Source organism: Streptomyces sp. NPDC047917 (assembly GCF_043204345.1).
Lineage (GTDB): Bacteria > Actinomycetota > Actinomycetes > Streptomycetales > Streptomycetaceae > Streptomyces > Streptomyces sanglieri.
This window is the reverse complement of sequence record NZ_JBIDCA010000009.1, coordinates 242,411-254,776: the sequence shown is the minus strand read 5'-3', so window position 1 is coordinate 254,776 and position 12,366 is coordinate 242,411. Positions and strand designations below refer to the sequence as shown.

The 12,366-nt window shown below is 70.6% G+C and carries 11 protein-coding genes; 5 read left to right on the top strand and 6 right to left on the bottom strand.

The features are described from left to right. Positions 1–11: 11 nt before the first annotated feature. The 3 genes from ACGF8B_RS23160 to ACGF8B_RS23150 form a co-directional block, all read right to left on the bottom strand. The gene (locus ACGF8B_RS23160) at positions 12–1,445 is read right to left on the bottom strand and encodes a class I adenylate-forming enzyme family protein (RefSeq protein ID WP_392741565.1); all 1,434 of its coding nucleotides are present in this window, start codon (positions 1,443–1,445) and stop codon (positions 12–14) included. Between the two features lie 67 nt (positions 1,446–1,512). Next, complete coding sequence (locus ACGF8B_RS23155; protein WP_392741563.1) at positions 1,513–2,664, bottom strand: 3-dehydroquinate synthase II family protein; 1,152 nt, start codon at positions 2,662–2,664, stop codon at positions 1,513–1,515. A gap of 48 nt (positions 2,665–2,712) precedes the next feature. Beyond that, positions 2,713–3,540: a 2-amino-3,7-dideoxy-D-threo-hept-6-ulosonate synthase gene (locus tag ACGF8B_RS23150; RefSeq protein ID WP_392741560.1), complete on the bottom strand. Its 828-nt coding sequence runs from the start codon at positions 3,538–3,540 to the stop codon at positions 2,713–2,715. A 370-nt stretch (positions 3,541–3,910) separates the two neighbouring features. Between ACGF8B_RS23150 and ACGF8B_RS23145 the strand changes: the two genes are divergently transcribed. Genes ACGF8B_RS23145 through ACGF8B_RS23130 form a run of 4 tightly spaced genes read left to right on the top strand, consistent with a single transcriptional unit; the run spans position 3,911 to position 7,828 of the window. Continuing rightward, the gene (locus tag ACGF8B_RS23145) at positions 3,911–4,483 is read left to right on the top strand and encodes a flavin reductase family protein (protein ID WP_392741554.1); all 573 of its coding nucleotides are present in this window, start codon (positions 3,911–3,913) and stop codon (positions 4,481–4,483) included. Then, positions 4,476–5,750 carry an FAD-dependent monooxygenase gene (locus ACGF8B_RS23140; RefSeq protein WP_392741552.1) on the top strand — a complete coding sequence of 425 codons (1,275 nt, stop codon included), beginning with the start codon at positions 4,476–4,478 and terminating at the stop codon, positions 5,748–5,750. The genes ACGF8B_RS23145 and ACGF8B_RS23140 overlap by 8 nt, the downstream gene beginning before the upstream one ends. 3 nt (positions 5,751–5,753) lie before the next feature. After that, positions 5,754–6,632 carry an arylamine N-acetyltransferase gene (locus ACGF8B_RS23135; RefSeq protein ID WP_392741549.1) on the top strand — a complete coding sequence of 293 codons (879 nt, stop codon included), beginning with the start codon at positions 5,754–5,756 and terminating at the stop codon, positions 6,630–6,632. Then, positions 6,629–7,828 carry an LLM class flavin-dependent oxidoreductase gene (locus ACGF8B_RS23130; protein WP_392741546.1) on the top strand — a complete coding sequence of 400 codons (1,200 nt, stop codon included), beginning with the start codon at positions 6,629–6,631 and terminating at the stop codon, positions 7,826–7,828. The genes ACGF8B_RS23135 and ACGF8B_RS23130 overlap by 4 nt, the downstream gene beginning before the upstream one ends. A gap of 76 nt (positions 7,829–7,904) precedes the next feature. Here the strand turns inward: ACGF8B_RS23130 and ACGF8B_RS23125 are convergent, their stop codons facing one another. Next, positions 7,905–8,588, bottom strand: a complete 684-nt coding sequence (locus ACGF8B_RS23125) for a TetR/AcrR family transcriptional regulator (protein WP_317860556.1) — start codon at positions 8,586–8,588, stop codon at positions 7,905–7,907. Between the two features lie 133 nt (positions 8,589–8,721). Here ACGF8B_RS23125 and ACGF8B_RS23120 point away from each other — a divergent pair, with 133 nt between their 5' ends. Beyond that, positions 8,722–10,197, top strand: coding sequence for a DHA2 family efflux MFS transporter permease subunit (locus ACGF8B_RS23120; RefSeq protein ID WP_392741543.1), 1,476 nt, complete (start codon positions 8,722–8,724; stop codon positions 10,195–10,197). 143 nt (positions 10,198–10,340) lie between these two features. On the opposite strand, the gene ACGF8B_RS23115 is transcribed toward ACGF8B_RS23120, so the two are convergent. After that, positions 10,341–11,309, bottom strand: coding sequence for a zinc-binding dehydrogenase (locus ACGF8B_RS23115; RefSeq protein ID WP_392741540.1), 969 nt, complete (start codon positions 11,307–11,309; stop codon positions 10,341–10,343). Between the two features lie 4 nt (positions 11,310–11,313). Beyond that, positions 11,314–12,357, bottom strand: a complete 1,044-nt coding sequence (locus ACGF8B_RS23110; RefSeq protein WP_392741537.1) for a 3-oxoacyl-ACP synthase III family protein — start codon at positions 12,355–12,357, stop codon at positions 11,314–11,316. Between the last annotated feature and the right edge of the window lie 9 nt (positions 12,358–12,366).

The window sequence follows — 12,366 nt, the reverse complement described above, 5'->3', positions numbered from 1 at the left end:
CGGTTGGATGATCACGTCACGACCTCACCGCGGGTGGTTGCGGAGCCGGCCATCCGCGAGACCAGCAGTTCGCGATTGCGGATGAGCTTTCCGTTGCTCGTGCGGGGGACCGCGGGGGCGAGCTCGAACCTGCGCGGGATCTTGTAGTGGCTCAGCCGGTCCCGGCACCACGCCTGGAGCTCCCGTACGCCGATGCCGCCGCTCGTACCGACGAACGCCTCGATGGTGCCGCTGAACAGCACCACCGCCTCGGTGACATGGGGGTGCTCGGCGAGTGCCAGCTCGACCTCGCGCAGATCCACCTTGAGACCGCCGATCACCACGAGCGAGTCGGCGCGGCCGTGCACGGAGACGATCCCGGTCGGCTCGTCGATGCCGGCGAGGTCGTGCGTGCGCAGCCAGCCGTCGACGAACCTGTTGTCCACGTCGTTGGCGTAGACGTAGGGGGAGACGTCGGCACGGACCTGGAGCTCACCGCCCTGGACGCGTACCTCCATGCCGGGGGCCGGCGTCCCCACGGCGGGCGGAAGGTGCCGCCCGGCCAGGTCCGTCGCGATGATCCCGGTCTCGGTCATTCCGTAGGCCTGGCCGATCCGGATGCCGTATCGCTGCTCGAACTGCTCGTACACCTCTGGCCGGATGGCCTCCCCGCCGGAGACGGCGAGTCTCAGGGAAGGGAGCGGTACGGGCTCGGAGACCCGGTTCAGCAGTTCGAAGTGGAACGGGACACCGAACAGGACCTGCGCCCCGCTGTCGGCCAGGGTGCGCAGCAGTGTCCGGGGCTGGGCATTGGGCGTGAACACCAGCGTGGCGCCCGCCGACAGTGCGTGCAGCACGCCGCCGATCAGCCCGAAGGAGTGGGTGAGGGAGTTGCCCAGCAGAACCTTCTCGCCGGCCGTGGGCATTCCCTCCAGGCCGGCGAAGCGGTCGAGCTCGGTCAGCAGCGAGGCCCCGGTGCGACCGATGATCTTCGGGTATCCGGTGGCGCCGGAGCTGAACTGCAGCAGTGCGTTGGCGTTGCCGGCGGCGTGTCCGCCGCGGCGCCGCTCGACCTGGATCTCGCACTCGTCCTGGAAGACGACACGTACCGCCCCGGACGCTCCGGAGGTGATGAGGTACTGCGGTTCGCAGAGGTTGACCAGCCGGTTGACCTCCAGCCGGGTCAGCCGGGGGTCCATCAGGATGACCTGGGCGCCGCGCAGCCACAGCGCGAGGACGGTCCACAGGTAGCTGTAGCTGGGCACCATCTGGACGGCGACGGTCGTGCCCGGCCCGATGCCGCGGACGCCGAGGAGCTCGTTCAGCTCGGTCACCTTGCGGCGCAGGTGCTCCCAGGTGATGTCGGACTGCGCGGTGGCCCAGACCGTGTCGGCGGGCTGTGCCGACAGGGCGTTCTCGATCCAGCCGCCGAGGGCTGTCCAGTCCTTGGGTGGCGCGTTCTCCATGAGTTCTCCGTCTCAGGAATCGATGGCCGCAGGTGCGCCCGCGCACGGGCGCACCCGGGCGGTCGGCTCACTTCTCGATGCAGAACTCGCCGACGGGCCAGCCCACGTGGCGCTTGTCGGTCGGCGTGTAGCCGAGCAGCTGGTCGCCGGACTTCAGCTCGGTGACGTTGAGGACCTTGGCGCCGGGGCCGAGGACCCGCACGTGCCAGTCGTCCTGCACGGTCAGGCTGACCTCGACGCCCTCGGGCGACTTGGCCTTGATCGTCAGCAGCGGGCGGGACTCCAGCTTCACCCGGCCCACCGCTATGCGGCGGGTGCGCCCGTCGGCGCCGACGCCGAGCACGGTCGCGCCGGCCTTCAGCTCGCTCAGGTAGTTGGTGCGGTTGTCCGCGCCGTAGGTGTACGAGTGCAGGGCGCCGGCGTTGACGCGGAAGGGGCGCGTCGGCATGTACGGCAGCGGGTGGGTCTCACTGACGCAGAGCACGAAGCCGTGCGCGTAGGAGCCGACGAGGATGCCCTCGTCCTTCTCGAAGTGGGTGCAGGTGTCCACACAGACCCGGTCCCCCATGCCCGTGTGCTCGATCGACTCGACCGTCAGCGTGGTGAGTTCGAGCGGATCGGTCCGGGCGGCGAGCAGTTCGGCCAGCTTGAAGACGTCGTCGGCGTTCTTCGGGGCCATCATCACGCCCTCCGAACCCTTCTCCAGGACGCCGACGACGATCTCGGCCTCCTCCAGATCGCCGACCTCGCAGATCAGCTGCCCCTCGGAGCGGTCGGCGGCCGCGATGACGATCTCCAGCGGGATCTTGGTCGGGTCGCGGAACCTGACCACGGTGTAGGGCAGGGCCGCAGCCGCGGCGCAGGCGAGATCGAGGGTGCGCTGGTCGACGACCTCGACGAAGGAGGTGGCGGACTTCTCGCCCGCGAGATGCCGCAGGCGCAGCTCGTTGAGCTCGTCGTCGTCCGCGACGGTCACGGCGACGAGATCGGCCGGCCCGGTCTGCGCGGTGGCGGTGCCGTCCCCGTCCTGCGCCGGACGGTTCGGCGACGCGGCCTCGGCCGGCGGGAACAGCACCTTCTTGATGGTGGGCGGCAGGGTGGCGAGCACATCGGGACGGGAGTCGACGATGCCGTCGAGGCGGGCGTGCACGGCGGCGTCCACGACGGCGGGCACCTGCTCGGCGGCGACGGAACGGAGGTCGATCCAGGCGAACTTCACGGATTCCCCAAGGAGAGTAGAGGTTGGTGCGGGACGGGCGTCGGTCGGTCAGGCGGAGCGGACCGCGTCGTACAACTCGGCCACGGAAACGGGCAGTTCGGTGTTCGGGTGCGGGGCGTGGACGATGCGGGCAAGTTCCCGTACGAGGTGCTCGGGATCCCGGCTGGTGAACACCCGCCGGCCGACCGCGAGGCCGCTGCAGCCCGCGTCGAGTGCCGAACGGGCATACGTCGTGAGGTCCTCGGCGGACTGCGGGCCGCCGGCCACCAGGATGGGGACCGGGCAACTGGCCACCACATCGGCCATGGCGCTCATCGGCACGGCCGCCGAGGTCTTGATCAGGTCGGCGCCCAGGTCGACGGCGATGTTCACCACATGGGCCAGCAGCCGCGGGTCGTGCGAGTCGCTGATGCGCGGCCCGCGCGGATAGATCATCGCCAGCAGCGGCATGCTCCACCGCTGGCATTCCGCGGCCACCCGGCCGAGATCGGCGAGCTGCTGGTTCTCCGTGTCGGAGCCGACGTTGACGTGGACGCTGACGGCGTCGGCGCCCAGCCGTACCGCCTCCTCCACACTGCCCACCAGTACCTTCGCGTTCTGGTCGGCCGCGTGGGAGGTGCCGGCACTGAGATGCACGATCAGCGCGCACTCGCGCAGGTGGGCGGGGTCGATGCTGCCGACCCGGCCCTTGTGGACGATCACCGCGTCGGCGCCGCCGCTCACGAGGGCGGCCATGAGGCCGTCGAAGTCCTCGGCGTCGGCGACAGGACCGTCGGAGACGGAGTGGTCCATCGGAACGAAGAGATAGCGCCGGTCGGCTCTGCGGGAGAGCCGGCTCAAGCGGACTTCCTTTCCTGAGGAAAGGGGTCGAGACATTACATGGCCGCCCTTCATGGAAGAAGAAATCTTCCGTTCGGCAGTGATAACCGCCATGAATTCGCTGCGGTCGGAAAGGAACCTACGAGGGCCTGAGGATTCCGGTCAAGGAATCACTTCCCCCTCTTCTGTGCGACGAAAGAGCCTGGCCAGGCGGAGGGCGTCGTTTTTGAGAGGCCGTCCGGGCGCTCTGAACGGGCACCCTCGACGTGCACCTTCGGGCAGGTTCCCAAAAACCGTCGGGCAGGCATTATGGCCACCCTTTTATGGCATGCAGACTGTTTACCCGACTGTCCGCACCAACGGCGCTGGCGCCCGACTCCGATTTCCGAAGGATGGGGGATTACGACTGACAGGAAGGTGGCGGCACATGAGTTCGGCCATTCACCAGGAGACCGTCCGGCCCGCGCCTGTCGACTTCCGTCGGGCCATGGGACGGTTCTGCACCGGCGTCACCGTGATCGCCTGCGGGACCGACGACTCCACCGATGCGATGACGGCCAACGCGATGACCTCGGTCTCCATCGATCCCTTGATGCTCCTGGTCAGCATTCGCACCGCCGGGCGGCTGAGCGGTCGACTGGGCATCGGTTGCTCCTTCTCCGTGAGCGTTCTCTCGGAGGCCCAGGAGGAACTGTCCGCGCTCTTCGCCAGACCGGACCGGCCCCGGGGCGCCGAGGCGTTCGAACGGCTGGGCTCATGGCGGGGTCCGGGCGGGAGCGCTCTGGCCGCCGGGGCGCTCGCGGCGTTCGAGTGCACCGTCGAAGCCGAGTACCCGGGCGGCGACCACACCCTCTACCTGGGCCGGGTCACCGCGGTGCACCAGGGGCCGGCCGAGGCCAGGCCCCTCCTCTACTACCGGGGGGGCCACCCCAGGCTCCTCGACCCCCTATCGCTCACGGCTTTCGACCAGCCGCAAGAGGTGGAGACCATCCATGCCTGATACAGACAGGGGCCTCGCGGCCCGCACCCTGCCGGCTCCGGCCGGCGCCGACCCGGACGTCGTCATCGTCGGCGCCGGACCCGCCGGTCTGCTGCTGGGGCTGCTCCTCGGCCGTCGCGGCCGGAGCGTGCTGCTCCTGGAACGCGCGCCCCGGCCCCGGCCCGGACCCGGCAACGGCATCTGCCCCATCCTCCAGCCGGTCACGCTGGGGGTCCTCGACGATCTGGGCCTGCTCCCGGACCTCGCCGAGGGCACCACACCCGTCACCCGCGGCGAGGTCGTCGCGGGCGCGGCCGCGGTGGCCGCCCACTCCTACGGCGACCTGCCAGGGGCCCCCGTCGACCACGCGCTGCCGGTGTCGATCCTTCAGCTGCGCGACGTGCTCACCGAGGCGGTGCGTGCCACCCCCGGGGTCGAGATCGTCTACGACGCGACGGTCCACGGACTGCCCGCGCGCGCGGACGAGGAGCCGGGCGTCCGCTCCGTGCGGGTGGAGACCGAGGCCGGTGTCCGCACGCTGCGACCGGCGCTCGTGGTCGGCTGCGACGGCAAGCACTCGGCGGTCCGCGGCATGGCCGGAATCACCGCGCGGACCCGGACCTACACGCACGGCTATCTCGAACTGCGCGTACCCATGCCGGAGTTCTGGGGCACCACGATGCGTGCCTACTTCACGGCCGACGGATACATGCTGGGTACTCCCATCGCCGACGACCAGCTCCTGTTCGTGTGGATCACCGCTCCGGAGATCGCCGAGCGGGCGGTGAACGGCCCGCTGCCCGACCTCGTCGAGCGGTTCGCCGCCGGGATCCCCGACGCCGCCGGCTGGATCCGCGACCACACGCACGACCGCTCCCAGTTCCGGGAGTTCGCCCACCACATCGTGCGGCCGGAGCGCTGGGTCGACGGCAATGTCCTGCTCGTCGGTGATGCCGCGCACGGCGTGCACGTGTACGGCGGCCAGGGGCTGAACCTCTCGCTCCAGGATGCCGCCTGCCTCGCTCAGGCCTGCGACGAGGCGCTGAGCGGCAAGGACGCCGGCGCGCTGCACCGGTTCGAGGAGGTGCGACGACCGTACGTCTCGGGGTTCCAGGACATGCAGGAGGCCCATCTGGAGGCGCTCGCCACCGCGGCGACGAGCGGGCCGCGGCAGCGGGACCGCGGTGACGGGCAGCATCTGCCGGAGTTCGCCCCGCTCGCGCTCGGCCAGCCGGAACTGCGCACGGCACTCGCGCACGCCGGCCGGCCGGCCGGAACGAGGTCCTGACCCGTGGCGGACATCGACCTGAACGCCTATCTCGCCCGTATCGGCTACGACGGTCCTCTTACCCCGACGTCCGAGACGCTGCGCTCCCTGTGCTGGGCCCATGTCCGCAGCGTTCCCTTCGAGTTGCTGGACGGCCCCGACGGGATCACCCCGGCCATCGATCCCGAGGGCGTCTTCGAGAAGGTGGTGCGGCGACACCAGGGCGGGGCCTGCATGGAGGTGAACAACCTCTTCGCCACGCTGCTGAGCCGTCTCGGATACGACGTCACGCCCCTGGCCGCACGGCCGTGGCTGCCGCAGGAACGGGCGTACACCGAGTCCGCCGACCACATGGTGCTGCTGGTCCGGCTCGACGACGCCGACTGGCTGGTGGACGTCGCCTATTCCCAGCTCACCGCGGTCGACCCGATCCGGATCGACGGCACGGTGAGTCACGAGCGGGGCTGGGACTTCCAAGTGCTCCGGGAGGGCACCGAGTTCGTCGCCAGGCGCCGGGGCGCGAGCGGCCGGTGGACGCCCGTCCACCGGTTCACGCTCGAACCGCGCGGCGAGCAGCACTTCGACACGATCGTCGACCTGTACCTGAATCCGGCACGTGACTCGCCCATCCCGCGCACCTTGATGTGTTCCCGCGTGACCGCCGAGGGCAAGGTCCTGCTCGTCAACGACTTGTTCATCGAGGCCGTGGGCGGCGTGGAGCACAGCAGCAGGATCGAGACCCCGGAGGCCTGCCGTCGCGCCGTGGACAGGGTCCTCGCCGGCCATCCGCAGCTGGCCGAGCGCGCTGTGCGCATCTGGCAGCGGTTGATCGGAGACCGGCTGCTCACGGCGACTCCCGGCGCAGGCACCACAGCGCACAACCGTGAGGAGATACGCCAATGACCAGGCCGTACATCGGCTTCGGAGCCTTCATCTCGCCCCTGCATCCGCCCGGCGAGGATCCCTCGCTGCTGATGTGGCGGGACATGGAACTGGTGGAGTGGCTGGACCAGCTCGGTCTGGACGAGGCATGGGTCGGTGAGCATCACACCGGTGGGTGGGGAACCATCGGCTCGCCCGAGGTCTTCCTCGCGGCGGCCGCCGAGCGGACGAAGCACATCCGTCTGGGCACCGGGGTGACGAGCCTGCCCTACCACCACCCGTACATGGTTGCCTCCCGCATCGTGCAGCTCGACCACATGACACGCGGCCGCGTCATCCTCGGCGTGGGCGCCGGTTCGTCGCCCGGGGACGCCCACATGCTGGGGATCGAGCCGGGGGAGCAGCGCCGTATGAACGGTGAGGCGCTGGAGGCGGTGCTCGAACTCCTTGAGGGCCGAGGCCCGGTGAACCGCAAGACGGACTGGTTCGTCCTGCAGGACGCGCATCTGCAGCACCGGCCCTACCGCCGGGAGGGGATCGAAGTGGCGATCTCCAGTGCCACCTCACCCCTGAGCATGCAGCTGGCAGGCCGTCACGGGCTGAGCACGCTGTCCTTCGCCTCGCCCCGGCCGGGCGGCTCGCCGCCCGACCTGCGGCGGCAGTGGGAGTACGCGGAGGAGGCGGCGGCGGCGAGTGGGCGGAGCGTCAGCCGGGAGAACTGGCGGCTGGTGGTCAATGTGTACGTCGCCGAGTCCCGGAAGCAGGCGCTGGAGGACCTGAGGGTCGGATCGGCTGCCTGGATGCGGGGCTATTTCGGCGACATCGTGGGCTTCCCGGTCGACTCGCTCGGCGTCGAGCCCGGCCGCGAGATCGAGTTCCTGGTCGAGTCGGGAGCCGCCATCGTCGGGTCGCCGGACGAGGTGTCGGAGGGCATCGAGCGGCTCTACGAGTCCAGTGGCGGCTTCGGCAAGCTGCTCGTCACCGGCGCGGACTGGGCGTCCCGGGAGAACACCAAGCGGAGCTTCGAACTGCTCGCGCGCTTCGTGGCCCCCCGGTTCAACGGTTCGCTGAGGAGCCTCGACTCCTCGCGGGACTGGGTGATGTCCCGCCGCGGCGAGTTCGTCCCGCAGGCGTTGAACGCCGTCAAACGGGCCTTCTCCGACTCGGGCGTCGACGTTCCTCAGCTGACGGTGCCGGAGCGGCCCGAGCCGGCCTGAGCCGGCCGGGGCGGCATTCGGACGGGGCCGTGGGCAGCTGCCCACGGCCCCGTCCCGCCGCGGTCCCGCCGCCCGGTCACGTCCTTCCGTAGGCCCGGATGAACATGCTGATGCCGCGCTCGACGATCGCGTCGATCGTGGCATCGTCCAGGTCCACCTGGCCCAGCATCGAGGCCAGTTGGGCCTCACCGATCAACAGGGCGCGCAGCTGCCGGGCCGCTGCGTCGGCATCGTCCACCGAGAGGTGCCCGCCCTCGTGGAGGACCGTGAGCCGGGCGGCGACGTCCCGGATGCTCGCCTCCTGGTCGATGCCGCGCAGGGCGTTGTGCAGCGACTCCTCCAGCGGAGCGTCGGCCAGTACCCGCCAGCGCAGGGCGGCCGTCTCGTCGCAGAGCATCAGGCGCACCCAGCGACGGCCGAAGTCGACGAACTGCGCCCGGAGGTCGGTGCCTCCGTGCGCCGCGATGGTCTCCTCCATCACGGTCTGGAACTGCGCGGCCATGGGATCCATGGCGAGCTCCACGACGCAGCCGATCAGGGTGTCCCGGTCGCCGAAGTGGTTGTAGAGCGTCTGCTTCGCCACGTTGGCCTCGGCCGCGATCGTGTCGACGCTGCCCCGGGCGAATCCGTCGCGCAGGAAGACGCGGGCGGCCGCCTCCAGGATCTGCGCCCTGCGGTCCCGGCCGCCGTGCTGTCGGCGCCGACGCGGGCTCTGCGCCTCCGCCGGGACCGGTGTCTCCGTCCGCTCGCTGCCTGCCATCGGCACCGCCCCTCTCACTTGCCGACTTGACTTCTGGACGCCCCAGTCTAACATTCAGAAATAGACGGACCAGTCTAAGTTTTGTGACTGTGCGCGCTCTGACTCCACCCCCATCCGGAAGGGAAATCCAGCCATGCCCCCACGCACCCCGAAGCCGTCCGGAGCGGCACAGCCCGATCAGATCGACTCCGGGCTCTGGTGGCTGTGCGGTGTTCTCGTCCTGGGCGCCGTGACCACGCTGCTCGACGGAACCATCGTCAATGTGTCGATCGACGCGCTGTCCCACGAGTTCGACGCGTCACTCGGCACGATCCAGTGGACGATCACCGGGTACCTCCTGGCTCTCTCCCTCGTGGTGCCGCTCTCGGGCTGGGCCATGGAGCGATTCGGCGCGCGGCGGATGTGGCTGACGGCACAGGCGCTGTTCCTGGTCGGCTCGGTGCTCTCCGGCATCGCCTGGTCCATCGAGAGCCTGGTCGTCTTCCGGGTGATCCAGGGGCTCGGTGGCGGCATGGTGATGCCCATGGCCCAGGCCATGCTGGCCCGTGCCGCCGGACCTGCGCGCATGGGCCGTGTCATGGCCGTGGTCTCCGTGCCGGCGATGCTCGCGCCGGTCATCGGCCCGGTCATCGGCGGCGTCTTCGTCGACCAGCTGAGCTGGCGATGGATCTTCTTCGTCAACATCCCCATCGGCCTGGCGGCCATCGTTCTCGCCTGGATGAAACTCCCGGCCGACCGGCCGACCGGGCGCCCGCGACTCGACGTGGCCGGCATGCTGATGCTCTCTCCCGGTCTGGCCTTCCTGCTCTACGGCATGGCCCAGAGCGGCACCGAGGGCTTCACCGGCAGCGGGAGCCTGCCGTGGACCGCGACCGGTGCCGTCCTCATCGCGGGCTTCGCCGCACACGCCCTGCGCACCCGTCACGTACCGCTGATCGATCTGCGGCTGTTCGCCGACCGCGGCTACTCCGCCGCCGTCATCACGCAGTTCACCCTGAACGCGGCCGTCTTCGGCGCGATGTTCCTGCTGCCGCTCTACTTCCAGCTGGACCGCGGCGACAGCGTCCTGAAGGCCGGCCTGATGCTGGCTCCGCAGGGTGTCGGCTACGTCATCGCGATGGTCGTCGCCGGCCGGGCGACCGACCGGCTGAGTCCCGGGTCGCTCGCACTGGTGGGCGTGGTCCTCACACTGCTCGGCACCGTCCCGTTCGTGATGCTGGACAGCGGTTCCGGCTGGCTGCTGCTGGCCGCCGCGATGACGGTGCGCGGCATCGGGGTCGGAGTGGTCACCCTGCCGAGCCTGGCCGCCGCCTACCGTTCGCTGCCCCCGGCGGCGATGCCGCGTGCTTCGAGCGCGATGAACATCTTCCAGCGTCTCGGTGGCTCGATCGGCACCGCCGTCGTCGCGACCGTGCTGCAGCAGGCCCTCGCCGGCCGGGGACAGGGCGCTTCGCTCAACGACGCCTTCAACGAGTCCTTCTGGTGGGTGGTCGCCTTCACCGCGGTGACGTTCGTCCCGGTCCTTCTGCTTCCCCGTAAGCCCCCCGCCTTCGCCCCCGCGAACCAATCCCCCGTCGCCGGGCGCGAAGCGGCCTCCGCCGGTCACTGAGATCCACGACCGTCGCGAAAGGCCGTGCCGACCGCTCCGGTCCCGTGAACAGCGGGACCGGAGCGGTCACTTCCTCATCTCCGCGACGACATGGGCCCCGGACGGTACGCACACCGTCCGGGGCCCATGTCGGGTACGGAGACTCACACCAGGCAGACGACCTTTCCGAACACCTCGCCCGACTCGATCGCCGCCAGCCCCTGGCCGGCCCGGGCCAGCGGCAGGACCCGGTCGATGACCGGGCGCACTCCGGTGCGCACACAGAAGGACGCCAGCCGGGCCAGCTGAGCCGCCGTGCCCATGGTCGTACCCACCACGGACAGCTGATTGGCGAAGATGCGGCCCAGGTCGGCCGCCGGGGAGCCGCCCGACGTCGCGCCCGAGACCACCAGCCGGCCGCCCCTGCGCAGCGCCTTGAGCGAATGCGGCCAGGTCGCCTCGCCGACCGTGTCCAGCACGGCGTCGGCCTTGTGCGGAAGCCGTTCGCCGGGGGCGACGACCACCTCCGCGCCGAGCTCCGCGAGCCTGCGCCTCTTGTCCGCGCTGCGGCTGACCGCCCAGACGCGATAGCCGGCGGCGTGGCCCAGGCTCACCAGCGCGGTGCCCACGCCTCCGCTCGCGCCCTGCACCAACACCGTGGAGCCCGGCTCCGCCCCGGACTTCTCGAACAGCATCCGGTACGCGGTCAGCCACGCCCCGGGCAGGCACGCGGCCTCGGCGAAGCTGAGCTCGGGCGGCTTGGGGATCAGGCACCGGCGGGGCACCGCGACCCGCTCGGCCAGGGTCCCCGGCTGCTCCACGGACAGGAACTGCGAGCCGGGGTCGAGCGTCTCGTCCCCGCCTCCGGCCAGCGGGTCGCCGATCACGGGGTAGACGATGACCTCGTTGCCGTCCTCGTCCACGCCCGCGGCGTCACTGCCCAGTACCACCGGCAACTGCCCGGGGACCAGGGCGACACCCCGCAGCGTCCACAGGTCGTGGTGGTTCAGCGCCGCGGCGCGGACGGACACGACGGCCCAGCCCTCCGGACGCTCCGGCTCCGGCCAGGGCCCGGTGCGCAGCCCTTCCAGCGGGGCGTCCGGCACCGACCGCTCGGCCACAACGGCGTACACCGGCTCACCCCGCGCGCAGGCACAGCGTGCCCCAGACGAAGCCCGCGCCGATGCCCGAGACCAGCATCAGGTCCCCGGCCGCGATCTCCCCCCGCAGGCGGGCCTGGTGGAGCACCGTGAAGACGGTGGCGGCCCCCGTGTTGCCGTAGCGGTCCACCGTGATCCCGGCCCTGGAGCGTTCCACGCCGAGTTGGTCCATCACCTCGTGGACGATGTTCAGGTTCGCCTGGTGCAGTACGTAGTGCTGGATGTCCTGCGGCTGGAGCCCGGCGCGTTCCAGCGTCGTGCGGATGCTCCCGGGGAGACGCTTCGTCGCCTCGACCCAGACGGTCCGGCCGTCCATGCGCAGGTACTGCCCGCCGTCGGCAGCGGTCTCGGGCGTGGTGGGGAGACTCGTCCCGCCCGCCGCGATCTCCACCGCATGGGACAGGGAGGCGTCCATGTCCCAGGCGAGCAGGCCGTACCCGGGCGTCGTACGCCCCATCACCACGGCACCCGCCGCGTCTCCGAAGAAGACGCGGGTCGAGCGGTCGGCGGGATCGGTGACACGGGACAGGCACTCGGCACCGATCACCAGAACGTGGCGCATGTGGTCGTTCTGCAGGAGGTGGGAGGCGACCAGCATGCCGTAGGCGCCCCCGGCGCAGGCCGCTTGATTGAGGTCGAGCGGGAAGGCGCGGTCCGCTCCCAGCGCCTCCTTGACGATCAGGGCGGTGGACGGCAACGGCTGGTCGAAGGTGAAGGTGGCCACGATCACCGCGTCGAGGTCCGAGGCGGCGATCCCGCTGTCCGCGAGGGCCTGAAGCGCGGCGTCGACACACATGTCGGACGTCGTCCGTCCGGCCTCCAGCCACCGCCGCTCCCGGATCCCGGTCCTGGTCCGGATCCACTCGTCCGTGGTGTCCAGCGTCCCGACCAGTTCCTCATTGGTCACGACCCGGCCAGGTACGTGCGCACCGGTGCCCGTGATCCCGACGGGAACACGCAGCCCGCTCGTGGAGATGCCGGTGCCGGACGCGACGGCACCGCGCTCGATGGTCTCTTGCATGTCTGCTCG

Bases quoted from the DNA above. Each gene is read 5' to 3' on its own strand.
- ACGF8B_RS23150 (WP_392741560.1), bottom strand. From the start codon at position 3,540: ATGTCTCGACCCCTTTCCTCAGGAAAGGAAGTCCGCTTGAGCCGGCTC.
- ACGF8B_RS23120 (WP_392741543.1), top strand. From the start codon at position 8,722: ATGCCCCCACGCACCCCGAAGCCGTCCGGAGCGGCACAGCCCGATCAG.
- ACGF8B_RS23160 (WP_392741565.1), bottom strand. From the start codon at position 1,445: ATGGAGAACGCGCCACCCAAGGACTGGACAGCCCTCGGCGGCTGGATC.
- ACGF8B_RS23140 (WP_392741552.1), top strand. From the start codon at position 4,476: ATGCCTGATACAGACAGGGGCCTCGCGGCCCGCACCCTGCCGGCTCCG.
- ACGF8B_RS23125 (WP_317860556.1), bottom strand. From the start codon at position 8,588: ATGGCAGGCAGCGAGCGGACGGAGACACCGGTCCCGGCGGAGGCGCAG.
- ACGF8B_RS23145 (WP_392741554.1), top strand. From the start codon at position 3,911: ATGAGTTCGGCCATTCACCAGGAGACCGTCCGGCCCGCGCCTGTCGAC.
- ACGF8B_RS23130 (WP_392741546.1), top strand. From the start codon at position 6,629: ATGACCAGGCCGTACATCGGCTTCGGAGCCTTCATCTCGCCCCTGCAT.
- ACGF8B_RS23110 (WP_392741537.1), bottom strand. From the start codon at position 12,357: ATGCAAGAGACCATCGAGCGCGGTGCCGTCGCGTCCGGCACCGGCATC.